The organism is Novosphingobium mangrovi, from assembly GCF_022818885.1.
GTDB classification, from domain to species: domain Bacteria; phylum Pseudomonadota; class Alphaproteobacteria; order Sphingomonadales; family Sphingomonadaceae; genus Novosphingobium; species Novosphingobium mangrovi.
Window position 1 is genome coordinate 414562 of sequence record NZ_JALHAT010000003.1, and the last position, 23859, is coordinate 438420.

Annotated in this window: 23 protein-coding genes and 1 tRNA gene; 19 read left to right on the forward strand and 5 right to left on the reverse strand. The window is 62.6% G+C overall.

The features are described from left to right. The first annotated feature begins 67 nt into the window (after positions 1–67). Positions 68–2017, forward strand: a complete 1950-nt coding sequence (acs, locus tag MTR65_RS04235) for an acetate--CoA ligase (protein ID WP_243797374.1) — start codon at positions 68–70, stop codon at positions 2015–2017. 66 nt (positions 2018–2083) lie between these two features. Continuing rightward, a complete protein-coding gene (locus tag MTR65_RS04240) occupies positions 2084–2716 on the forward strand; it encodes a response regulator transcription factor (RefSeq protein WP_243797376.1) in 633 nt (210 codons plus the stop codon). Here MTR65_RS04240 and MTR65_RS04245 read toward each other — a convergent pair. After that, positions 2690–6052 (reverse strand): PAS-domain containing protein, encoded by a 3363-nt coding sequence (locus MTR65_RS04245; protein ID WP_243797378.1) that lies wholly within the window; start codon positions 6050–6052, stop codon positions 2690–2692. The genes MTR65_RS04240 and MTR65_RS04245 overlap by 27 nt on opposite strands. A gap of 330 nt (positions 6053–6382) precedes the next feature. Here MTR65_RS04245 and MTR65_RS04250 point away from each other — a divergent pair, with 330 nt between their 5' ends. Next, the gene (locus MTR65_RS04250; protein ID WP_243797380.1) at positions 6383–8446 is read left to right on the forward strand and encodes a S9 family peptidase; all 2064 of its coding nucleotides are present in this window, start codon (positions 6383–6385) and stop codon (positions 8444–8446) included. Positions 8447–8510: 64 nt separating this feature from the next. Here the strand turns inward: MTR65_RS04250 and MTR65_RS04255 are convergent, their stop codons facing one another. Beyond that, on the reverse strand, positions 8511–9446 hold the full coding sequence (locus tag MTR65_RS04255) for a formylglycine-generating enzyme family protein (RefSeq protein ID WP_243797540.1): 936 nt from the start codon (positions 9444–9446) through the stop codon (positions 8511–8513). Between the two features lie 363 nt (positions 9447–9809). Here MTR65_RS04255 and MTR65_RS04260 point away from each other — a divergent pair, with 363 nt between their 5' ends. The 11 genes from MTR65_RS04260 to MTR65_RS04310 all read left to right on the forward strand — a co-directional run bounded on the left by MTR65_RS04260 (position 9810) and on the right by MTR65_RS04310 (position 17642). After that, positions 9810–10601: a CPBP family intramembrane glutamic endopeptidase gene (locus tag MTR65_RS04260; protein WP_243797383.1), complete on the forward strand. Its 792-nt coding sequence runs from the start codon at positions 9810–9812 to the stop codon at positions 10599–10601. 214 nt (positions 10602–10815) lie between these two features. Beyond that, on the forward strand, positions 10816–12135 hold the full coding sequence (locus tag MTR65_RS04265; protein WP_243797385.1) for a tyrosine-type recombinase/integrase: 1320 nt from the start codon (positions 10816–10818) through the stop codon (positions 12133–12135). Then, positions 12135–12407, forward strand: coding sequence for a hypothetical protein (locus MTR65_RS04270; protein ID WP_243797387.1), 273 nt, complete (start codon positions 12135–12137; stop codon positions 12405–12407). Before MTR65_RS04265 ends, MTR65_RS04270 begins: the two co-directional genes overlap by 1 nt. A 73-nt stretch (positions 12408–12480) precedes the next feature. Further along, complete coding sequence (locus tag MTR65_RS04275) at positions 12481–12732, forward strand: helix-turn-helix transcriptional regulator (RefSeq protein WP_243797389.1); 252 nt, start codon at positions 12481–12483, stop codon at positions 12730–12732. A 26-nt stretch (positions 12733–12758) separates the two neighbouring features. Beyond that, positions 12759–14702, forward strand: coding sequence for a phage NrS-1 polymerase family protein (locus MTR65_RS04280; RefSeq protein ID WP_243797392.1), 1944 nt, complete (start codon positions 12759–12761; stop codon positions 14700–14702). A gap of 295 nt (positions 14703–14997) precedes the next feature. Beyond that, the gene (locus MTR65_RS04285; RefSeq protein ID WP_243797394.1) at positions 14998–15615 is read left to right on the forward strand and encodes a hypothetical protein; all 618 of its coding nucleotides are present in this window, start codon (positions 14998–15000) and stop codon (positions 15613–15615) included. A gap of 102 nt (positions 15616–15717) precedes the next feature. Next, positions 15718–15987, forward strand: coding sequence for a hypothetical protein (locus MTR65_RS04290; protein WP_243797396.1), 270 nt, complete (start codon positions 15718–15720; stop codon positions 15985–15987). Then, positions 15984–16253, forward strand: coding sequence for a hypothetical protein (locus tag MTR65_RS04295; RefSeq protein WP_243797398.1), 270 nt, complete (start codon positions 15984–15986; stop codon positions 16251–16253). Before MTR65_RS04290 ends, MTR65_RS04295 begins: the two co-directional genes overlap by 4 nt. A gap of 2 nt (positions 16254–16255) precedes the next feature. Next, positions 16256–16939: a hypothetical protein gene (locus MTR65_RS04300; protein WP_243797401.1), complete on the forward strand. Its 684-nt coding sequence runs from the start codon at positions 16256–16258 to the stop codon at positions 16937–16939. Positions 16940–16941: 2 nt separating this feature from the next. After that, the gene (locus MTR65_RS04305) at positions 16942–17415 is read left to right on the forward strand and encodes a hypothetical protein (RefSeq protein ID WP_243797404.1); all 474 of its coding nucleotides are present in this window, start codon (positions 16942–16944) and stop codon (positions 17413–17415) included. Beyond that, entirely contained in the window at positions 17412–17642 is a 231-nt protein-coding gene (locus tag MTR65_RS04310) for a hypothetical protein (protein ID WP_243797406.1), read from the forward strand. Before MTR65_RS04305 ends, MTR65_RS04310 begins: the two co-directional genes overlap by 4 nt. Positions 17643–17734: 92 nt before the next feature. On the opposite strand, the gene MTR65_RS04315 is transcribed toward MTR65_RS04310, so the two are convergent. The 3 genes from MTR65_RS04315 to MTR65_RS04325 all read right to left on the reverse strand — a co-directional run bounded on the left by MTR65_RS04315 (position 17735) and on the right by MTR65_RS04325 (position 18702). Beyond that, a complete protein-coding gene (locus MTR65_RS04315; protein ID WP_243797409.1) occupies positions 17735–18247 on the reverse strand; it encodes a YfbU family protein in 513 nt (170 codons plus the stop codon). A 44-nt stretch (positions 18248–18291) separates the two neighbouring features. Then, entirely contained in the window at positions 18292–18534 is a 243-nt protein-coding gene (locus tag MTR65_RS04320; RefSeq protein ID WP_243797411.1) for a hypothetical protein, read from the reverse strand. 78 nt (positions 18535–18612) lie between these two features. Continuing rightward, positions 18613–18702: transfer RNA gene (locus MTR65_RS04325), tRNA-Ser, on the reverse strand. Between the two features lie 181 nt (positions 18703–18883). Here MTR65_RS04325 and MTR65_RS04330 point away from each other — a divergent pair. From MTR65_RS04330 to MTR65_RS04350, 5 genes are all read left to right on the forward strand, one after another. Further along, positions 18884–19918, forward strand: coding sequence for a lytic murein transglycosylase (locus MTR65_RS04330; RefSeq protein ID WP_243797413.1), 1035 nt, complete (start codon positions 18884–18886; stop codon positions 19916–19918). Continuing rightward, positions 19902–20903: an SPOR domain-containing protein gene (locus tag MTR65_RS04335; protein ID WP_243797415.1), complete on the forward strand. Its 1002-nt coding sequence runs from the start codon at positions 19902–19904 to the stop codon at positions 20901–20903. The genes MTR65_RS04330 and MTR65_RS04335 overlap by 17 nt, the downstream gene beginning before the upstream one ends. Positions 20904–21005: 102 nt before the next feature. Continuing rightward, a complete protein-coding gene (locus MTR65_RS04340) occupies positions 21006–22190 on the forward strand; it encodes a D-alanyl-D-alanine carboxypeptidase family protein (RefSeq protein WP_243797418.1) in 1185 nt (394 codons plus the stop codon). Continuing rightward, positions 22187–22837 carry a dTMP kinase gene (gene tmk, locus MTR65_RS04345; protein WP_243797421.1) on the forward strand — a complete coding sequence of 217 codons (651 nt, stop codon included), beginning with the start codon at positions 22187–22189 and terminating at the stop codon, positions 22835–22837. Before MTR65_RS04340 ends, tmk begins: the two co-directional genes overlap by 4 nt. Beyond that, complete coding sequence (locus tag MTR65_RS04350) at positions 22834–23805, forward strand: DNA polymerase III subunit (protein ID WP_243797423.1); 972 nt, start codon at positions 22834–22836, stop codon at positions 23803–23805. Before tmk ends, MTR65_RS04350 begins: the two co-directional genes overlap by 4 nt. The last annotated feature ends 54 nt before the right edge of the window (positions 23806–23859 follow it).

Sequence of the window (23859 nt, forward strand, 5' to 3'; positions counted from 1 at the left end):
TGGAATGTGCTAGAGGACACTCAAACCCGGATTAACCGGCGCGCAACATACCGGAGAGGAGATACCCATGGTCGAGGCCCTTTATCCCGTCCCTGAGGACTGGGCAAAGAATGCGCTCATCAACCAAGACACCTACATGGATAAGTACCAGCGCTCTCTCGACGATCCGGAAGGTTTCTGGCGCGACGAGGCGCAGCGGATCGACTGGATCAAGCCCTTTAGCGTGGTCAAGCAGACGAGCTTCCACGAGGCCGATTTTGGCATTTCCTGGTTTCCCGACGGCACGCTCAACCTTTCGGCCAACGCGCTCGACCGGCATCTTGCCGAACGCGGTGACCAGATCGCGATCCTGTGGGAACCGGACGATCCCAAGGACCCGGAACGCCGCATCACCTACCGCCAGCTGCACGAGGACGTGTGCCGCTTTGCCAACCTTCTGAAGGCGCGCGGCGTCTCGAAGGGCGACCGCGTCACGATCTATCTGCCGATGGTGCCCGAAGCGGCTGTCGCGATGCTGGCTTGCGCGCGCATCGGTGCGATCCACTCCATCGTCTTTGCCGGCTTCTCGCCCGACGCGCTGGCCGGGCGCATCACCGACTGCGACAGCTCCATCGTGCTCACCGCCGATCAGGGCCTACGCGGCGGCAAGCGCGTGGCGCTCAAGGCCAATGTCGACGAGGCGCTGGAGGACTGCCCCGGCGTCGAGACTGTCATCGTGCTTGCCCATACCGGTGCGGACGTGCCCATGGTCGAAGGCCGCGACATCGATTGGGCAACGAGCGTTGCCGAGCAGTCGGTCGACTGCACACCGGAGGAAATGAACGCGGAAGATCCGTTGTTCATCCTCTACACCTCGGGATCGACGGGCAAGCCCAAGGGCGTGCTCCACACCACTGGCGGCTATTCAGTCTGGGCCTCGATGACGCACGAGTACGTCTTCGATTATCGTCCGGGGCAGATCTACTGGTGCGCGGCCGACATCGGGTGGGTTACGGGCCACTCCTACGTCGTCTACGGTCCGCTGATGAACGGCGCGACCACGGTGATGTTCGAAGGCGTGCCCAGCTTCCCGGACGCGAGCCGCTTCTGGCAGATCGTCGACAAGTACGAGGTCGAGATCTTCTACGGAGCCCCGACCGCTCTGCGCGCGCTGATGCGCGAGGGTGACGACTACGTGAAGGCGACCAGCCGCAAGAGCCTCAAGGTGCTGGGTTCGGTGGGTGAACCGATCAACCCCGAGGCTTGGTCCTGGTATTATAACGTGGTGGGTGAAGGACGTTGTCCCATCGTCGACACCTGGTGGCAGACCGAGACGGGCGGCGTGATGATCACCCCGCTTCCCGGCGCGACCGACCTCAAGCCGGGCTCGGCCTCCAAGCCGATGTTCGGCGTGCGCCCCATGCTGCTCGACAACGACGGCAAGGAGATGACCGGTGCGGGTGAAGGCTGCCTTGTCGTCGCCGACAGCTGGCCTGGTCAGATGCGCACCGTGTGGGGCGATCATGAGCGGTTCTTCCAGACCTATTTCAGCACGTTCAAGGGCTTCTATTTCACCGGCGACGGCTGTCGCCGTGACGAGGACGGCTACTACTGGATCACAGGGCGCATCGATGACGTCATCAACGTCTCGGGGCACCGTATGGGCACGGCCGAGATCGAGTCCGCGCTTGTCGCCCATCACAAGGTCGCCGAAGCCGCCGTCGTCGGTATGCCGCACGAGATCAAGGGACAGGGCATCTATGCCTTCGTGACCACCAATAGCGGGGTCGAGGCGGATGAAGACCTGCGCCGCGAGCTCATCAAGTGGGTGCGCCATGAGATCGGCCCCATCGCAACGCCCGATGTCATCCAGTTCGCCCCCGGCCTTCCCAAGACCCGTTCGGGCAAGATCATGCGCCGCATCCTGCGCAAGATCGGCGAGAACGACGTCTCGAGCCTGGGCGATACCTCGACGCTGGCGGACCCTTCGGTGGTCGACAACCTGATCGAGAACCGACCCCAGCCAGCCACCGCCTGATCGAGCTGGCCACGAGAGGGCCACAAGAGGGATGCAGGGCGCAAAGGCCGGTGCTAGGCACGGAGGATGACTCGCAGCGTCCTTATTGCCGATGATCACCCGCTTTTCCGCCAGGCCCTTGCCCTGGCGGTAGGGCAGGTCGCTCCCGATGCGCAGATCGTCGAGGCGGGCACCCTGGTGGCCGCCTCGAGTGCTGTTGCGGCTCACCCCGATCTTGCCCTGATCCTGCTGGACCTCAAGATGCCGGGAGCGGTCGGCTTCTCAGGGATCGCGCTGCTCCATGCCGAGCGGCCGGATGTCCCGATCCTTGTCGTGTCCAGCGCGGAAGGCGCGAGCGCCGCCGAAGAGGCACGCGCCTTCGGGGCCAAGGGCTTCCTTCACAAGGATGCTGACCTTTCCGAGATCGAAGCGGCGATTGCGGCGGCGCTCTCAGGAGCGGCCCCGGCGCCGCGCAAACAGGACGAGCCGAGCGATCTCGATCCGATCCGCGAACGCGTTGCAGGGCTCACACCGACCCAGCTCAAGGTGCTTCTGGCCGTTCTCGACGGTCAGCTCAACAAGCAGATCGCGCATAGCCTGGGCGTCAGCGAGGCGACCGTGAAAGCACACATGACCGCAATCATGCGCAAGCTCGATGTCAGCAACCGCACCCAGGCTGCACTGGTTGCGCGCTCACTGGGGCTGCACCTCAGCCATTGAAACACTGGCCAGAAAAGCCTCGATAAGGCTGGGTTCCACCGGCTTGGCGAGAACCCGTACGCCCAGCGCTTCGGCAGCAGGCCGAACCGGACCTTGCGGCTCGGCTGTCAGGATGGCGGCGGGCAGGGTAGGGCGAATGGCCCGCAGCGCTTCGATCAGGGCAATACCGGTTTCGTCTCCGTCCAGACGGTAGTCGGCAAGGACCGCGTCAATCTCACCCGCATAGGGCAGGGCCTGGTTTACGCCTGTGACGCCAACGGCACGGTGGCCCAGTTCCTCGACCAGGGCGACCGTCGCTTCAACAATCCGGGAATCGTTGTCGACGACCAGCACGGCCAGGCGTGCAACAGGGCCCGTGATCGCGCGTGGCAAGGACGTTTCATGCATGGGAGAGCCCACGGTTTCCGCCATCGGGAGCAGCAGGCTGAAGCGGCTTCCGCGCCCCTCGTTGGACGAGACCTCCATACGGCCGCCCAGAAGGCGCACGATCCGCTCGACCAGGGCAAGGCCCAGCCCCAGACCCTCGGCTTCGACCGTGCCGAGCCGCGTGAACTCGCCAAAGATCGTCTCGGCGGCCTCTTGCGGAAAGCCAACCCCGGTATCGACGACGTCGATACGCAGCCAGTCGCCCCGTGTCCGCACGCCCAGGACGACCCCGCCACGCTGCGTGTAGCGGATGGCGTTGGAGAGAAAGTTCTGCATGACCGAGCGCAGCAGGCCGGGATCAGTCTCGACCTGCCCGTAGAGAGAGCCGATCTTGAGGCGCAGCCCCTTCGCCTCTGCACTTGGCCGGAAGCTCTCGGCAAGATCGGCGAGAAAGGGCGCGAGGGCGACGGGTTCGGGGTCCGGGATGACGCCGCCTGCATCGATGCGCGAGATGTCGAGCAGTGCGCGCAGGAGTTCCTCGGCCGCGACGATGGCGCTGTCGACCCGCCCGACGAGGGGTTCCACGTCGGCCTGTGCCTTGCGCCCCAACGCGGCGGTGAACAGGCGGGCGGCATGGAGCGGCTGGAGAAGATCGTGGCTGGCCGCGGCGAGGAACCGCGTCTTGTCCTGTGTCGCGCGGGCGAGCAGGCGGTTGGCCTCGCGTACTTCGTGGGTGCGCTCCTCAACCCGTTGTTCAAGCTCGGCCAGCGTGCGTTCCAATTCATCGCGCACGCGCACTTCCTCGGTCACGTCGGTGAAGGACATGACGTAGCCGCCGCCCGGCATCGGGCCGCCCACGGTCTTGACCACGCGGCCATCGTCGCGGCGTCGCTCGAAGCTGTGGCTCTGCCGCGCACGCAGATGATCGAGCCGCCGCGCGATGGCCGCTTCCACATCGTCCGAACCGAAATCGCCGCGCTCGGCGTTGTGACGGATGAGGATCTCGATGGGCATGCCCGCACGCACCAGCCCGGCCGGATACTTCAGAATTTCCTCGTAGCGTGAATTCCACGCGATGAGATTGAGTTCGGCATCGACCACGCTGATCCCGGCATCGATGTTCTCGAAGGTTGCGGCTAGAAGCTGGCGCGAGAAGCGCAGCGACTGCCCACCCTCGTCGAGCAGGCGGGTGACATCGGCAATCGACATCTGTCCGCTGGCAAGGGCCGAGGCGACAAGGGTTCGGGCCGAGGCCGCGCCTACGACCTCGCCGATCAGGGCCTGGGCGCGGTGGGCCGTGCGGCGATCGACAGGTTGGCCATGTTCGCCGGAGGGAAATTCGCGAAGGGCCCGTTCCTCGCCGATGAAGCTGGCGACGAACTGCTCCAGTTCGCCCAGGTTCGTGACCCGGTGCGAGGGGGCAAAGAGGCTGGGCAGGGCAGGCGCCGGCATCTTGCGTGCGGCGATGAGGGCATAGACGGCCAGATTCAGCCCCAGGCTCCAGAGCACGCCGTGGACAAAGGCGCTCGTCGCCGCGATGCCGAAAAGATGTTCCGGCGCCAACGGGCCGCTCTCCAAGAACAGGGTCCAGCTTGCCGGAAGGATCGGGGGCAGGGCCAGCGTGTAGGCCCAGACGACCAGGCCGACGGCCAGACTTGCCCGCGCGGCTACGGGATCGCGGTCCCGGCCGTTGGTGGCAAGGATCAGGTGCGGCGTGAACTGGGCCATGGCGGCAAAGGCGACAAGACCCATCGAGGCCAGTGACTGGTCACGGTTCACGAGAAGGGCGAAGGCCAGCGCAAGCGCCATGATGGCCGCGATGGAGAGGCGCCGGAGCGCCAGCATACGCCGCCCAATCCCTCCGGCCGATTGACGCCTTGCGTCAGCTCCCGGGGCGGCAAAGACGGCTCGTGCGAGCAGGTCGTTCGACACCATGGTCGCAAGCGCTGTGGTATCCACGATAGCCATCGAGGCGGCCGCTCCCACGCCGCCAAGGAGTGCGGCGGCCAGGGCCAGTTCGGATCCGACCCAATCGGGCAGGCGCAGCACGTAGAGATCGGGCGAGGTCCCTTCCGGAAGCAGGGCGTGACCGGCAAGAGCGATGGGGACGATCATCAGTGCCATGGCGGCCAGATAGGCCGCCAGGCCATGGCGCGCGCGCAGCATGTCATCCTCCGCGCGCGCCTCGACAAAGCTCATGTAGAACTGACGAGGCAGCGCCACGATGGCAAAGATGGAGACGAGGAGGACTGTCATCACATCAAGGCTGATGTTCCCGGGAGCGAAATTGGCGCGCATCTGTGCGGCCCCGGTCGCAATGCGCGCCGGCTCCGCATCTGCGAGCAAGATGACCGCCAGAACGGCCACCACTCCAAGCGCGACGATCTTGAACGCGGAATCGAGCCCGATTGCAAAGAGCAGGCCTTCGCTGCGGCCCGCCAGTTCGAAGCGCCGCGCGCCGAACAGAAGCGCGAACAAGGTCAGCAGGACACTGGCCGCGATCATGACCGGGACGGCAATCGCGGAACCCGATACGAGAGAGAGGGCATTGCCGATGGAGCGGAGTTGCAAGGCAAGGTAGGGAATGCTCCCCAGAAGCGCGATCAGCGTAACGAGCCGGGCAACCACGATGTCGTGGCCAAAGCGCGCGGCAATAAAGTCCGAGACGGTCGTCGCGCGCTCCTGCAGTACCGCGCGACCCAGACGATGCAGGAAGCCCGGTGCGAGCAGCAGCAGCAGGATCGGTCCGGCATAGATCGGAAGGAAGGCCCAGCCCGATTGCACCGCGGTGCCGGTCGATCCGTAGAAGGTCCAACTGGTGCAGTAGACGCCGAGCGCAAGGGTATAGGCCCCGCGCCGGGCACGGCGCTGCAGGCGTCCGCGCCGCGCCATGCGCTCCACCGTTGCTGCGACGGCAAAGAGGATCAGGACCAGCCCCAGGGAGGCGAATATGGCGCTGGACAGGCTCATCGCGGTGTCCGTAGCGCCTGGAGGCGATCGGGTGCTGGGCCGACGCCTGGCGCGACTTGGCTTGAGTTGTCCACCTTCTGCACTCTCCCCCTCTTGCGTAAATTCCTAGTGCACACAGTGCGACGTGTCATGTGCGCAATTGCGCATGAGCGTTTCGATTTCATCCGGGGAAGGATCGGCGCAAGCTTGTGAACAAGACGCCCGATCTGTTTGAAAACGCCAACTTACCCTTCCCATCGCGTAAGGTTCGGTCTTATGCGCGGGGCGCCCCGTCGCAGCCAAGGCTGCGCAACGAAGCCGGGGCGCCACAAGGGTACGCCAATGCACTACATGATCCGTTCCGTCCTCGCCGCCGTGCTGGCGATGGGGCCGGCCGTCGCCTTTGCCGCTCCTTCCGAGCCATCCGAACAGACCTCGAAGGCCGAACAGGGCGGCCCGATCTCGCCCAAGGATATCGTGGGCCTCAAGGACATGCGTGAAATCACCATGTCGCCCGACGGCCAGAGCATCCTCTACACCGTGACCGACCAGATCGCGACGGCAGGCTCACAGCGCCAGTCCATCTGGCTCGTCCCGACCGATGGCCGCAGGCCTGCCAGGCTCCTCGCCGGAGCCAAGGGCGTCAGCACGGCGCCGCAGTGGGCCCCGCATGGCCAGCGCGTCGCCTTCCTCTCCGACCGCGCCAATCCGCTGATCGAGGACGAGAACACCGAATTCCGTTTCACCACCGAGGTCGAAGGCGCCCGGGCCGGGAAGGGCGAGGCAAAGGGGACGACGCAGGCCTGGATGATGTCGGTCGATGGCGGTGAAGCCATCCCGCTCACGGCCCTGCGCAGCTCGGTCACCAAGCTGGCGTTCGCGCCCGATGGCCGCCGTCTTGCCTTCCTCGCGGCCGATCCCGAAACACCCGAAGAGCAGGCCGACGCCGAGGCGGGCCGCGACGAAGTCGTCTACGGCGAGCCGGGCCACTTCACGCGTCTGTGGATCCTCGATCTGGAGACAGGCGATGCGCGCCGGGTCTCGCCCGAGGGCCTCAACATCTCGGAACTGGCCTGGTCGCCCGATGGTTCGCACATCGCGGTGAGCACGGCGGACAACACCGACATCAACACCTTCTTCTACGGCACCGGTGTCGCGCTGCTTGATCCGCAAAGCGGCAAGCTTGGCGAAACCCTGATTGCCCATTCTCGCGGTCCGATCAGCTGGTCGCCTGACGGAAGCAAGCTGCTCTCCTCGGTCGTTCACGGCGACAACCCCATCGGATCGGCCGTGCGCGTGCATGACCTCACCCGTGGCGAGACGCTGAAGCTGGGCGATCCGTATCCCGGTCTCTTCACCCACTTCAGCTGGGCGCCGGACAGCCGCTCGATCCTCGCGACGACCTTCGAGGCGACCCGCTCCAAGGTCGTCCAGATCAAGCTGGACGGCCATATCAACACGCTGGCCCAGCTCGACGGGGAAGCGCACGATCTGGCCTTCGACGCCGGCAGCCAGCGCATTGCCGTTGCGTTGAGCAGCCCGGAGCGCCCGTCCGACATCTGGACGCTGACGCCCAGCGGAGAGGCCACGGCCATTACCCGGATCAACCCGCAGGTTGCCGACTGGACCATTGGCGACGTGCGCGAGGTCTCCTGGACCAGCACGGTCGATGGCCGCACCATCTACGGTGTTCTCGTCACCCCGCCGGGATACGACGGCAAGGCAGCGCTTCCCACGGTCGTGCAGATCCACGGCGGCCCGGAATGGGCCTGGTGGTCGGGCTGGCTGGGAAGCTGGCATGAATGGGCGCAGATGCTCGCAACCCACGGTTACGCCGTACTGCTTCCCAACATCCGCGGCTCGGACGGCCAAGGCACCGAGTTTGCCCGCGCGGTCGGCAGCGACTGGGGCGGCGCGGACTATCAGGACATGATGGACGGCATCGACAAGCTGGTGGCCGATGGCACGTCCGATCCGGAGCGCCTGGGCATTGGCGGCTGGAGCTATGGCGGTTTCATGTCGGCCTGGAGCGTGACGCAGACGGATCGCTTCAAGGCGGCGGTGATCGGCGCAGCCCCGGTCGACATGGCGGTTCTCGCCCGCACGACCGACATTCCCGATTTCTCGGCCGCCTACTTCGGAGAGGCGCAGGAGCATCTTGCCGATCTCGATGCGGTGTCCTCCGTGCGTCTGCTCGACAAGGTGGAAACGCCGGTTCTGCTGCTGCATGGCAAGGCGGACACCCGCGTGCCGCCCGACATGTCGCTGCAGTATTACACTGGCCTCACGCGGCTGAACAAGCCGGTGGAGCTCGTCTACTATCCGGGCGAGGGGCACTCCATCCAGCAGCGCGCGCACCAGATCGACGTGCAGGAGCGCACGCTCGACTTCTTCGAGACTCACCTGAAGCCCTGAGCGGATTAATCATGTGAGCCGGGCTGGCAGGTCGCTCCTGCCAGCCCGGTCGGCTTCGCCGGGTTCAGACCCCGCGCACGACGCAGCGAAAGCCGATGTGCGTGGTCGAGCTGTCGATCGCCTCGGGATGGCGCGCGGCCGGGCGGTAGCGCTGGCAGTAGTTCGCTGCACACAGGTGCGAGCCGCCCTTCAGCACCTTGCGTCCGATCCTGATCTTGGGTTGCGCCGGGTCGAAGCTTTCCTTGAGCTTGCCGCCGCGCGGATTGGCAATGGTGCAGCAGCTGCCCTTGCTCTTCTTTGCCAGCGCCGCCGCGCCCGGGTTCTGCGACCACCAGTCACAGGTCCACTCCCAGGTGTTGGCAATCATGTCGTAGAGCCCGTAGCCGTTAGGCGCAAAGCTGCGCACAGGCGAGGTCCGCTCCCAGCCATCGGCCATGGTGTTGGCGAAGGGGAACAGGCCCTGCCAGTAATTGGCCATCATCTGTCCATCTGGCGCGAGCTCATCACCCCAGGCATAAGCGGCATCGTCCAGCCCCCCGCGTGCGGCGTATTCGAACTCGGCTTCAGTCGGCAATTCCTTGCCAGCCCACTTCGCATAGGCTTCGGCATCGCTGTAGGCGACCTGGACGACCGGATGATCCCAGAGCCCGAGCTCATCGATGTCGGCGCCGGGACCAAGGGGATGGCGCCAGTCCGCACCGAACTCGAAATGCCACCAGTTGCCGGGATTGCCCATGTCGACAGGCCCGCTGGTCTTGCGAAAGACCAGTGATCCGGGCTTGTCCATGCCCGGAAGCATATCCGGATAGTCCTTGGGGTCAGGTGCGATCTCGGCAAACGTCACGTGACCGGTCGCCTCCACGAAGCGCGCAAACTCACGGTTCGTGACCGGAACTTCGTCGATCCAGAAGCTGTCCACCCGGACCTGCCGCCTGGGGGCTTCCTCTGGGTAGAAATCCTCAGAGCCCATGGTGAAGGTGCCTCCTTCGATGCGCACCATGCCGGAGGTCAGGTCGGTCGTCGCGGCGGAGGCGGGCGCTTCGGGCGTAGGACAGCTGGTTTGGGTGCTCATGCCCTTGGTGTGCGCGATGCGCTCGCCCCGCGCAAGCCTTGGCTTCGTGACCTACGCGGGGAAGGTGCGGAAAGTTGACCCCTGCCAGGAATGCGTATTGGGCCCCAAGGCAGAAGAATAAAGCGCTGATGGAAAATTTCACTGTTGCCGCATTACATGCTATTTTCATGGCATTGACTGCACGGGTCAGAGCGAAAGTTGATCTGCAAATCCGTTTCAGGCTGAAGGCATGCTCAGCCGGTTGAATCGGTCTCGCCTGCTGTCCGTTGCCGTGAACAGGAGGGATCTGGCATGAAAATGCGTCTCGTGCAGAGCCTGGGGGTCTATGCTCTTTGGGTGCTTGTCACTTTGCTCGGCGCCAAGTGGCTGCTCGGCGGAGAGGAAGCTGGCCTTGAAGAACTGGTGAAGAACGGCATCGGGTGGCAGTTCGTTGGTGCGTCGGCCCTGCTGCTTGCAGCCATTGCCTTTTTCAGATGGAACGACCTGAAATTCACAGCGCCACACGCCGTGTTCGCGGTGATGTGGCTTCCCGTTGTGCTCCTGCTCGCGATCAGTTCGTTGATCGCGCTGACGGGCTTCCCCTCGAGAACGGTCACGCTCTACGTTCTGTTCAACACCTTCCTAGTGGGTTTTTCGGAAGAAGTGATGTTTCGCGGTATCCTCTTCCGGGCCTTGCTGGAAAGCCTCAGGATCTGGCCCGCCATCATCGTCACCAGCCTTCTGTTCGGAGCCGTTCACTCGCTGAATGGGGTCAATACCGGCGATTGGGGCGGGGCTCTTCTGCAATCGGTCACCGCGGCGATGAGCGGAATGATCTTTATCGCCATCGTCTTGCGTACAGGCTCGATCTGGCCGGCGATCATCTACCATTGGCTCTGGGACGGGGTGATCTTCCTGATGGGGGTGGCTGGCGCGACGAGGGGAGATCCGTCGGCATCTTCGCCCCCGGAAGTCGCGCCTCTGGGGGCGGGCGCATTTGTATTCCCGCTGCTGATGGTGCTCCCGAATTTCATCTGGGCGATGTGGCTCTTGCGCAAGGTGCGCAGGGAAACCGCTTGCGAGGAACACGCAAAGTCGGCCTGAGCACATATTTCTGGCAGCATGGGTTTGCATAAGGGGCGGGAAAAGTTTGGCGGACAGGGTGTCTGCCATAACTACGTCTACGGACGGTTATGAAAGTCTAGGATAGTTCAGGATTTAAGCCACTTTTGGTGGATTTCACGTCTACCGGCGACTCTTGACGGCTCCCCCAATATCCGCTTTTATGTTGGCCGGTACGTTGGCCAAGGAAGCAGGTATGCCGAAGCGCGCGAAAGAATTGACCGCCACAGCCGTTGAGAGGCTCAAGGCGGATGGTGAAAAGAACCGGAGGGTCATGGTCGGCCCGAGCGACTGCGCGGGCCTACATTTGCGCCTGGAGGGCGGCACGAAGTCGTGGGCGCTGCGCATCAAGGTAGGCGACAAGCGCCGCGACATTGGTTTGGGGCCATACAACGGCAAGGTCGGCATGACCGATGAGGAAGCGGGCAGGGCAGATGGCCTGTCGCTCGCTGAGGCTCGCACCAAAGCGCGCGAACTGCGCAGGATGGCCCGAGAGACAGGCGCGGTCGTTTCGCCCACAGCGGCGGTGCGAGAGGCCGTCCGCGCTGAGGCCCAAGCCGCCTTCATAGACGCCGCCAAGGCCAAGACGTTCAAAGAATGCGCGGACCTTTGCGTTGCCGATAAGCGTGGCGAGTGGAAGAGTGCAAAGCACGAACTGCAATGGATGGCAACGCTAAAGACTTACGCTTTCCCAAAGCTGGGGCCTCTCCCTGTGGGCACCATTGATCGCGGCTTGGTTCTCGATGTGCTGCGGCCCATCTGGAACACCAAGAACGAAACAGCCAGCCGCCTGCGCGGTCGTATTGAAACGATCCTGAATTGGGCGAAGGTCAACGGCTATCGCGATGGCGACAATCCCGCCGCGTGGAAGGGCAACTTGGAACACTCGCTGTCGAAGCGCCAGAAGCTGACGCGCGGGCACCATGCGGCACTTCCCCACGCGAAAATCGGGACATTCATGGCTGAGTTGACGCAGCGCGAAGGCGTTGCAGCCAAGGCGCTGCACTTCGCGATCCTCTGCGCGTCGCGGTCGCAAGAGGTGCGCCTTGCCAAGTTCGACGAATTCGACCTTGAAGCCCAGCTGTGGGTAATCCCCGCAGAGCGCATGAAGGCAGGCAAGGAACACCATGTGCCGCTATCGGAAGCGGCGGTTGCCATCGTGGCGGCGCAGAAAGCCGTGAAGATCAAAGGCAACGACTATGTGTTCCCGGCGCCGCGTGGCGGCAAGCTGTCGGACATGTCCCTAACCGCAGTCCTCAAGCGAATGGACTATGCCGACCTTACGCAACACGGCTTCCGCAGCACCTTCCGCGATTGGGCGGGCGAAACCACCGCATTTCCTCGCGAAGTCATCGAACACGCTCTTGCACACCAGATCGCAGACAAAGCCGAAGCCGCTTACCAGCGCGGCACACTGTTTCCGAAGCGGGTAAAGCTTATGGAAGAATGGGCAAAGCGTTGCTCCAGCGCCGATGCCGTTGGCGGTAACGTCGTGTCGCTGAAGGGGGCTGCCTGATGGACCAATTCCCGCTGCTCGCGTCCGGCTTTCTGCCGGGACCAAAGGATAAGGGCGGGCGCCCAAAGGATGAGCGCCTTGCCGAACTCGACACTATTGCCGCAAACGCCGTAATTGGTGGAGCCTTCGCAAGTGAACGCGAAGCGGCAAAGCATTACCTTGCCGAATACGCTGGCTGCATTCATCACTTCGATAGTGAAACTCGAAACAACAGGCTTAGAGACATAACTAGCCGCATTAAATTGCGAGTGCTGAAATTGAAATCATCGTAAAGGTTATTCCCCACGACTGATTTTCGGGGCGGGTTTACGTCTTCCTGCATCTACTGATGTTCAGGAGCGAACAATGCAAACCCTACTCCGAATGCCTGACGTGATGGCAGCAACCGCGCTGGCACGTCCCACCCTCTATCGCGACATTAAGCGGGGCACGTTCCCCAAGCCGGTCAAGTTGGGCCGCGCCTCTGCATGGCCCTGTGATGCGGTGCAGGCTGTCATTGCCGCCAGGATCGCGGGCAAGACCGACGATGAAATCCGCGCATTGGTCGCGGAACTAGAGAGGAACCGGGCAAATTCGAAGGCGCTTGCCGCGTCCTAAGCCCAACTCTCGGCGGATTAATCTTCATGACATACGAACGAATTCCGCAGGAAATGCGGGAATTCCCACAGTGGGTTTGCTGGAAGTACGAACAGCGCGGCAGCAAGCCTACGAAGGTCCCGGTCAACCCTGCGACCGGCAGGTTGGCAAGCGTCACGAATTCGGCTGATTGGGTATCTTTCGAGGATGCCTGCGAATTCGCCAAACGTGACGGCATCGACGGCATTGGCTTCGTCTTCACCGATGTGGACCCGTTCACCGGCATTGACCTCGACGGCGACGGCGAAACTGAAAAGCGGATTGCTGTCGAATTCCCGACCTATCAGGAAATAAGCCCGTCTGGCCGTGGCCTGCACATCATCGTGCGCGGCGACGTGACGAGCGGACGGCGGCGCGGGACCATCGAAATCTATTCCCGCGAACGATACTTCACGATGACCGGCAACGTGCATCGCGAGGCGCCGATTACGGATTGCGGCCCGCAGCTTCACGAACTGTGGGGATTGCTCCGCCCGTCATCGGCTGACGTGGACGCTAGCGAGCATTTCGCCGCAGCAAGCGAAGAAGACGCGGCGATTTATGAGCGCGCCGCAAATGCAGCCAACGGCGAGAAGTTCCTGCGCCTGTGGAACGGCGACGGTTCCGACCTGAGCGGTGATCAATCCGGTTCGGCCATCGATCAAGCCTTGGTGAATATGCTCGCGTTCTACACCAAGGACCCGGAACAGATTGAGCGGCTTTGGCTGGCAAGCCCACAGGGGCAACGGGAAAAGACGCTGACCCGCGACGATTACCGGCAGTCGACGATAAACCGTGCATTCGACAGGGAGTTGCCAAAGGTCGAATTCGACTTCCTGGCTATGAAGAAGAAGCAGGACGAGAAAGCCGAAGCCGCGCAACTCGCTGCCACGATGGAAGCTTTTCCGGTGATCCTCGCCAGTGATTTTGCGGGCAAGGCGCCAATGCCGCGCCCTTGGCATGTGCCGGATATGATCCCAGGTCGCACCGTAACACTGCTGAGTGGCGACGGCGGCACCGGCAAGAGCCTCTTGGCGCTTCAGCTTGCTGTCGCGACCGCTGCGGGGCGAACGTGGCTTGGTGCGAGCGTGAGGGAAGGGGGCTGCTTCTTCCTCACTGCCGAAGACGATACGGAAGAAGTCCATCGCCGCCTAATCGACATTGGCCGCAGTGAGGGCATCGAACCGGAGCAGTTGCAGCGGCTGGCCATCTGGCCGCTCGCTGGCGGTGACGCGCTGCTTACGGCAACGGACGGTCGAAACGGGGCACTCAAGCCCACAGCGAGGTTCGCCGCGCTCAAGGGAGAAATTGAAGCGCGGCGCCCTGCCTTGATCGTCCTCGACACCTTGGCCGACCTGTTCGGCGGCGAAGAGAACAACCGCGCGCAGGTTCGCCAGTTTGTGGGCATGTTGCGCGGCCTCGCCCTCGAATTCGACGCTGCCGTGTTGTTGCTGGCGCACCCGTCGCTGACCGGCATGAACAACGGCTCGGGCCTCTCAGGCTCCACGGCCTGGAATAACAGCGTGCGGTCGCGCCTCTACCTGAAGAAGCACGAAGCCAACGCGAATGGTCGCATTCTCGAAACGATGAAGGCGAATTACGGCACCACAGGCGGGCAAGTGGTTCTTGAGTGGAAGACGGGCGCGTTCGTCGCTTCCGGTCATATCTCCGCCGACCCTCAGCACAAGAAGCTAGCCGAGAACGCAACCGACGAACTGTTCCTGCAACTGTTGGCGGACTTTGAAGCGAAGGGCACGGCGCTGTCACCGCAGTACCAATCGCCAACCCGGTATGCGCCGCGCCTGATGGCGAAGCACCCACAGGCAGGGGGCACGAACGAAGGCGGGTTCAAGCTTGCAATGGTTCGGCTGATGGCAGCGGGCCGCATCCGGGAGGCATCGGTGAGGATCAACCGGCGTGAGACGTTGACCCTATGCGCGGTGCCGAAATGACCTGCACAGCTATGCACAACTCCCGTGCAGCTAGCGTGCAACTCCGCGCAGCACCCCGCACAGCTTCCGTGCAACTCCCCGCGCAACTCCCGTGCAACTTGTGCGCGCAGTGTCCCCCATACCCCCTAGGGCTGGCGCCCGCCCACAGGAGCGGGGCGGGCCAGCCTGAATGCCTGCTGTGGGCATATTGGCGGAGTAACATTCCGCACAATATGACAGAAATTAATACAGAATTTGCCGCAATCGACGTTGCGGCCCTCATTTCGGCCAACATCATAACGAAGGAACGTTGAAAATGGCGAAGAGAAAGTTGGTGCCAGCGTCGCAACCGTTGCCGTTCAACCCCAAAGCGCATCCCATTGTCCTGAAGTTGATCGACGCTGCTGAAGTGTGGGCAATCCGCAATGGTGAGTGCGAAGCGCATAACGCTGAAGAGTGGCTCACCTGCCAGTATCTCTTATGCAGTGATAGCGTGTTGGCTCGCAGCCAATGCTTTCTCGAAAGTGAAGGTAGGATTGCCGCCGATATATTCCTTTATCAGCTTTCGAAATGCGCACCTTCGAAAGTCGTTATGGATTACCGAAGAAACGAACATATTTGCGCGATGCAATTGCATTGGCATACCCAAAGCTATTTTCGCAATTTTGATGCAGCATTGCAGCAAGCATACATCAGAGTTCTTCATAGTTCAGAAACTTTACAGCAAATCGACGATAGCGGGATAATCAAACTGGCCGTTCGATATTTCGCTGCGAATGATGTTCGCGCAGAGATTAATCGTGAACGTCGCCGCAGAGGTGCCACTTCCGACAGACTTATGATGCCGCAATCCCAAATCGAAGTTGCAAAAGTCCACTTCTCGCAATCACCGAACTTAATTGTGAACATTAATGCTGAACAATTGACGCTTTAGTTCATCGTATAGTTAATTATTGAAACTTTATTGTTGACGGGTATGGCGGGTTGCGGCAGTATCGGGCCTGTCGTCGCCCCATAAGTAGTTCTTAGGTGTATTATGTTCCGCCCGACCGATACTTCAGAGCAGCCGAATTCCGCCGCTGAGGTCGCGACCCCCGGCAAAACGCCCAAGGTGGTTCGTTTGCGCCTGGAAAACGTCAATGACGTGCAGCGGGCCTTGGCGCGGCTCATTCGGGGAACGCTGGCGGGGAAGTACAAGACCGAGGACCTCAGCCGCTATGCCAATGCGTTCTCGATCCTGGCGCGGCTCATGGAAGGCGGCGATCTCGAAAAGCGGCTGGCTGCGCTGGAGGCAGGCGAGCGATGATCAAGGATTTGCTTCGCCGCATAGCCAAGCTTGAAGCGCGCAAAAACAAGGGGCGCCGCGTCCCCAACGTTCTCAATTGCTACCATGATGAAACGCGCGAAACGGCTCTTGAGCAGTTCCGCAGGCGCTGGGGGCCAATCCCCAAAGAGCATAAATTTCTCGTCATCCGGGCTTACCGGACGGCGGACGAATTCCGGGCAAGGTTTCGAACGCAGCAAATCGAACTCCGCGCAATTGCTGCGAACCATTCTCACAAAGGAAGTTGAAAATGCCCGGTCTTGTCCAATCCGAAGAAGCTGAAAAGTTCATGAGCATGATGGTGCTGCCGCACCAACTCAATATCTCGCTTGGCGACCCTTCCAAGCACGACATTGAGACGGCTGCGTCCATTCGCCGCGCACATGGAATTGTCGTTGACGGCATCGAAAAGGTGTCGCGTTTGCCTGACGACGCTTCGCGCACCGAAGCCGAAAAGCATCATGTCGCCCGTCAGATCGCGCAGAAGACGGAAAAGGTGCTTGTCGCCACGAAGGGCTTCATTGAGCGTCGAGCAAGCGCTCTGACCGAAAGCGCCTCCGCTGACATTGACGCAACGTTCGAAACGAAGCTGGAGCGGCAGGCCATTCACGGCGAACTTCGCGCATATGTCCGCGATCTCGCCAAGAAGGGCGAGACGGCTACAATCCGCGATCTGATGAACGAAAGCCAGGAGGTCGCTTCGGTCGTCGTGCATTCTCCGCGCATTTTGCTTGGCCTTAACGAAAAGGTTCATTGGAACCTTCGGGAAGATGCGGTGAAGCGTTATCTTCCCAATGCGTATGCGAACCTGCAAAAGTCCATCGAACTCGACGGGGTTGCAGCGAAGTACGGCGACGTTATCCAGCGTATGCATCGCTCGCTATATCGCGGCGTTCTGGCCGACAAGTACGTTCGTACTCGCGTCGAGATTTGACCATGACGCTCGCGCAGACCCGGCTTGGCGAACTCGCAACTTGGCTGTCGCTGTCTTCGCGCTCGCGCAAGGCGCCCGTGTGGGGAACGATCCTCACCGGGCGCTATGCGTCGATTGTCCCTTACGATTTCAGCCTGCCGCCGCGCACGGACTTCGACGCGGAAGCCTTGCCGCTGTTCGTGTCGTCCGCGCAGGCCGAAGGCGTCAGCACTGGCCCAATCGAAATGGTCGCGCCCGCATCCCAGGTTCACATGCCGAACCGGCTCATTCACATCACCAAGAAGGCAGGCGTCGAATTGCCGCCGCTGGCCGTCGTTGGCCTGGACGACGCCGACGAACCGATTGCGGACGCTGTGCAGCGCCTCGGGGCCGATGCTGTGGACCTTGACGCCTATCCTCTGCTCTGCGCCCCTCTGTGGGCACTCAGCGAAGCCGAACGGGCCGAACTTGCCCACAAGCTGCCGGTGCTGCCGTGAGTACGCTCAACATCAAGGAACGGGCGATCATGGATCGGTGGGACGCCGGGGCTACCGTCGAGCGGATTTCGAGCGACCTGAATATGCCCGAGGACCGCGTGTTTTCGATCATCGGTGCTTATCGTATCACGGATGGCGAGATGAGGCGTCGGCGCCGGGATATGCAAGAAGGGTCCGCGAAGCTGCTTGCGGCAATCCTCAGTGTCCGAGGTGCCGCTGCCTGCTGAATTTGCCGCGCCGCTTTCTTCCTTTGGTCCGCGCGGTAAACGCTAACCCCCGATCCTTCCGCCGGGATCGGGGGTTGGTTTTTCTCGCTCTTTCAGTTGTTGAAAATGTAGTTCAGCTGTTCGATCGAAAGAGGCCCCATTTGCCCTTCGCGGATCGCATCAAATCGTTCGAGCAAGGCCCGATAACGCGGGAGCGACCCCGAACTATGACTATTTAGGCCCATGCCTGCTCGCTCTTGAAATCTGTCCAGCTGCTCTATTAGTACCTCCGCCACTGAATAGTGCGGGTCATTGTTAAGATCGAATCCCTCGAACTGCCTCAAATACTCATCAGGGAGTTCGGGCAATTGCTCTTCGGGAATTTGATCAATAGAATTATCTATTACCCTCCACATCGTCAGAATTTTGCAAGTTTCATCGATGACCTCTTGCTCAGTTGGATCGCCGCCGAAAATGCCAGGGCACTTCCATTCGATTGCCCACTCATCCTGATTTGCAAGAGCGCTTTTGATGAATGCGGGGTCAATATCGAATTGTTCCCCAGATTTTTCCATCAACTCAGCGAGCATGTAAGCGATAAGGCGTTCGCCGTCTGAAATCTGCATATTCAGCACTCCGGTTCAATGTTCGTGGAATTCTCGCGCAGCGCTTAATCTTGCAGGCGCTTATTCTCGATAACTTCGGCCAAATCACTGATCGCTGCGGCGACAATGGAATGGCCGTAGTCAGAGGCCATTGCCATTACGAGTTGGCTGACAAATTCCGGATTGTTCTCAGCAAATTCGTCGCCAAAATTCCGAGCCGTCAAGCGAAGTGCTTGGTTGAGGTAGACCTCAACCGTCATTCCAGCTTGGTTCATCAGTGTTTCAGGCGATGCGGTGATGCGCGTCATGGATTGCACTCCATTGTTGGCCGTTATGTTGGCCAATTCAGATAAGTGCGACCGAAGGCATTGTTTTTATTGAAGAACTGGCGGACAGGGTGGGATTCGAACCCACGGTGAGCTTGCACCCACGGCGGTTTTCAAGACCGCTGCCTTAAACCACTCGGCCACCTGTCCGCACTGGCCTTGCGCATAGAGAAACGTGCGCGGAGTGCAAGGTGGAATTGTGCGAGATTGGCGTTGCAGCCTGGTGAGGGCCAAGTTGCACGACCAAAGCCTGGTGGCTTGCGGCAATTTGCGTGGGAAGGCGCAGTGGGCCGGTTTGCAAACGCACAGCCTTGTGCGAAAACCAAGGGTAATGAAATTCCGATTCCGCTCCCTTCGCTCTGTCCCCCTCGCACTTGTGGCGACGGCGACGCTTGTTTCGCTTCCCAGTGTCACGGCCTGTGCGCAGGCGGAGAGTTTCCCGGCCTATATGGAGACCGTGGCACGGCATGCCCGAAGCGAGGGTGTCAGCGAGGCGACGATTTCCCGGACCTTGAGCGGACTGACCCCGAACCAGCGCGTGATCGAACTCGACACCGCACAGCCCGGGCGTTCGAACACGCCGCCGCCCATGTCCGGCTATCTGTCACGGCATTTGAGCTCCTCGATCATTTCGCGTGGCCGCGCCAAGTATCAGGGGCTGGCCTCGATCCTTCCCGGCATCGAGAGGCGCTACGGCGTTCCGGCCTCCGTGCTCTTCGCAATCTGGGGCCACGAGACCAATTACGGCGGCTATACCGGCAATTTCGATACCGCCCGTTCGCTGGCGACGCTGGCCTGGGAAGGGCGCCGCCGCGAGCTTTTCGAGGGCGAACTCATCGCGCTCATGAAGATGATCGACAGGGGCGTGCCAGCGTCCACTCTGAAGGGAAGTTGGGCCGGGGCCATCGGCAATCCGCAGTTCCTGCCCAGCGTCTACCTGCGCCTCGCCACTGATGGCGACGGCAACGGCACCATCGACATCTTCAACAGCTCGGCCGATACGCTGGCCTCGATCGCGCGTTATTTCCAGGACGCGGGCTGGCGCCCGGGCCGCCCTTGGGGTGTGCGTGCCTCGGTGCCCTCCGGCTTTTCGCTCGACCGCTATGACACGAAGCTTGAGGCACCCACCTGTGACCGGGTCCACGCGCGCCACTCGCAGTGGATGCCGGTCTCGCAGTGGAAGGCGCTTGGCGTTCAGCCGCAGTCCGCACTGGGTGACGAGGTGCTCGCCTCGCTGTTCCAACCGGACGGCCCGGGCACGCCAGCCTACCTGTTAACCGGGAATTATCGGGTGATCCTGCAGTACAACTGCTCGAACTATTACGCCCTCTCGGTCGGATTGCTTGCAGATGAGATTGCCCGTTAAGCGCACGCTGGCGCTGTTTGGAGGACTTGCGGGGAGCGTTCTTGCGCCTCATGTTCTGGCGCAGGACACCAATTCCGCGCGCACCGGCCCTGCCGCCGACTACCCGGTCGTGATCGGGGAGCCGTTCACCATCGGCGGGACCGTCTGGACGCCCCGGGACCAGCTCAACTACGATGCGGTCGGCATGGCGTCGGTGGCGGATGCGCAAACCTCCGGTGTCACAGCCGCGCACAAGACGCTGCCACTGCCCAGCTATGTCGAAGTCACCGACCTGCAAAGCGGGCGCACCATCCTCGTACGCCTGGAAGAGCGGGGGCCGCTGGCCAATTCGCACCTGATCGAACTCTCTCGTGGGGCAGCGCGGCAGCTGGGTATTTCGCCCGGTTCCGATACCCCCGTCCGGGTGCGCCGCGTCAATCCTCCCGAACCCGAACGTGCCGCGCTGCGCCAGGGTGGAGAAGCTCCGCGCCGGATGGATACGCCCCAAGGCTTGCTGGAGGTACTGCGCAAGAAGCTGGCGGGTCAGTCGCCACTGCTGCCTCCTCCCTCGACCCCACCCACGCCGCCCAAGCTGTCGCCCGAGATGATGGGGCAGGGCAGTGCCACCGCGTTCGCGACTGCGTTTCCCGCGCCCGCAGCAGAGCCCAGGCTCGCGCCGCAGCCCGGCCCGAGCCCACAGACAAGCGCTACGGCTCCATCGCCGACGGCATCGGCGAAGCCTGCAACTCCAGTCTCCCCGGCACCATCTCCTGCGAAAGCCCCGATTGCGCCCGCAGCCTCCGGTTTCGTGGTGCAGGTGGGGGCCTTTTCGGTCGAACCCAATGCCCGCAAGCTCGCGCAGACACTCGACGGCTTCGTCGAGAAACCCGGGCGTTTCTGGCTCGTGCGCATGGGCCCCTTTGACAACCGTGCAAAAGCGGGAGCGGCGCTGGAGACGGCGCGCAAGGCTGGCTATAACGACGCCCGAATCCTGCATCGGGACTGACGCGAGAAGTCAGGGTCGCTCGCCCGGCGGCAATCTTCGCCGTTCTCCCTTTGCAAAAGGCCTAGCATCGCGCCGGGACAGGGCGCGCCGGAGAAGCGGATCTTGAAGTCCTATCGTTCGTTTGCACGCGCGCAACGTGCCGTGCTTGCCATGGGTGTCGCGCTGGCGGCTGCCACGCAGGTCCATGCCGCCCCCAGCAACCCGAAACCACCCGAGGAACTGGCCCAGATCCCCGTCAGCATGCTCGTCGATCTGGGATCAGGGCAGGTTCTGGAACAGCGCCGGCCGGACATTCCCTTCCTGCCCGCCTCGGTGACTAAGGTGATGACTGCGTTCGTCGCCTTCGAGGAGATCGACGCCGGGCGCCTGCCGCTGGACCGGCGCTTCCAGATGGATCCGGAAACGGAGAAGGAATGGTGGGCCAAGGGCTCGACCATGTACATCACCCGCAACGACCGGCCCACCACCGAAGAACTGCTTCACGGCGTGATGACGGCCTCGGGCAACGATGCCTGCATTGTGCTGGCCAAGGGCTATGCCGGCAGCGTGTCGGCCTGGGTCGAGATGATGAACGCGGCCGCAAAGCGCATCGGCATGAGCCGCAGCCATTACAACACGCCCAATGGCTGGATGGACGAGGGGCAGACCTACGTCACCGCCAGCGACATGGTGAAACTGGCCGATGCCATGATCATGCGCCATCCCAAGCTCTACCGCGAATTCTCGGGCGTAAAGCAATACAAGTGGCGCGATGTCGTCATGCGCAGCCACGACCCCACGGTGGGCATCGTACCCGGCGCGGACGGCATCAAGACCGGCTACACGCTGGAGGCGGGCTACAACTTCGTCGGCACGGCCGAGCGTGAAGGGCGCCGCCTCGTCATGGTGCTCGCCGGATCGCCGACTTACCGCATCCGGGACGCAGCGGCGCGCAACCTTCTGGAATGGGGCTTCTCCGACTGGAGCGCGCGCCATCTCTTCGACATGGGACAGAGCGTGACCGACGCCAAGGTTCAGGACGGTGCCGAACTGTCAGTTCCGCTGGTTACCGACCGCGAGGTTCATGCGACGCTTCCCGCCAATGCGCCAGGACGCAAGGTGACGCTGACGGTCCACTACCAGGGGCCACTTAAGGCGCCGGTGACCAAGGGAGACCGGGTGGGCGATCTGGAAATCGCGGTCGAGGGACTTGCCCCGGGCCATGTGCCTCTGTTCGCCGGAGCCGACGTCGCCAAGGCCGGTACGCTGGACAGGCTGCGCAACGGGCTTATCAACATTTTCCGATGACCACAGGACGATTCATAGCGCTCGAAGGCGGGGAAGGGGCCGGCAAGTCGACCCAGGCCCGCCTCCTGGCCGAAGCCCTGCGCGCACGCGGGCTCGAGGTGATCACGACCCGCGAACCGGGCGGGACTCCGGGAGCCGAAGCCATTCGCGGCCTTCTTCTCAATGGCGTTGAAGGGGATACGGCGGGCTGGGGGGCACGCGCCGAGGCACTGCTCTTTGCCGCAGCCCGGGCCGATCACGTCGCGCGCCTGATCCGTCCGGCGCTGGAACGGGGAGCCTGGGTCGTCTGCGACCGCTATCTCGATTCCAGTCGTGCCTATCAAGGCGGAGGAGGGGGCGTCTCCGACACCGATCTCCTGACGCTTCACGCCTTCGGAAGCGAAGGGCTGCTTCCCGATGTCACCTTGCTGGTCGAGGTGGCCGCCGAGGAAGTGGTGCGGCGCCTGGCCTTGCGCGACACCGAAGGCTCGGACCGGATCGGCGGGCGCGAACAGGCTTACCACGACCGTGTCGCGGCCACGTTCCGCGCGCTGGCCGACGCTGATGAAGAGCGTTTCGCCCGCATCGACGGCAACGGTACGCCCGAGCAGATCCACGCGCGCATTCTCGAAGCCATCGCCCCCTTGTGCGAAGGAGCGGGAAAATGACGACAGGTGAATTCTGGGGCCAGGATGCCGCCTGGCAAGAATGGATGCGCGCCCTTGGCTCGCAGCGCATGCACCACGCCTGGCTTCTTGCCGGGGCACGTGGCCTTGGCAAGAAGGCTTTTGCCCGCGCGGCGGCCAGCGAACTTGTCGGCCATCTGCCCAGAAGTGAGATGGACGCAGAAGCGCACCCGGATATCCATGTCCTGACCCCGCTTCCGGCAAGTGACGACGACGCCAAGAAGAAGGCGGACGGCAAACCCTACCAGACCAAGCGCAACATCTCGGTCGACCAGGTGCGCGAGATGATCCGCAAGCTCGCGACCCGTCCGACGCTGGGCGATCGCCGCGCGATCATTGTTGATCCGGCTGACGATCTGGAAAAGGGCGCCGTCAACGCGCTTCTCAAGGTGCTGGAAGAGCCGCCTGCAGGGACCTACTTCCTGCTGCTTGCCCACCAGCCTGGACGTCTTCTGCCCACCGTTCGCTCACGCTGCCGCGTTCTGCGCTTTGCACCGCTGAGTGAAGACGCGCTCGGCGCCATGCTCGCGCGCGAGGCGCCCGAAGCGGACGATGCAGCCCGCCAGGCGGCCATTCGCGCGGCCCAGGGCTCGCCAGGACTTGCCCGGACATTCGTGGCGCAGGACCTTGGCGCCATCCACGATCTGATGGTGCGGATTCTCCAGAACGGCGACCGTGACTATGCGCTACGTGGCGGCCTCGCTCGTGAAATGGGGATGCGGCCGGCGCGTGATCGCCAACTGGCGGCTATTGAGCTCGCGCGCGCCGTACTTCTGGCCAAACTGGGCGAAACCGCCGGGCGCCAGCAACTCGCGATCATCGAGGCCTACCAGAGCCTCGGCCAGCTTCTGGTGCGCGCGCCGACCTACAATTTCGACGCCGGTGTCCTCATAATGGAGATTGGCGGGTTGCTGGCATCCTCGGCAATGCCTAGAGAACGTCGGGCCTAGGACACCTCGGGCCCGACGAACGCACGGCCTTCATTCACTCCGGACACAGAAAGT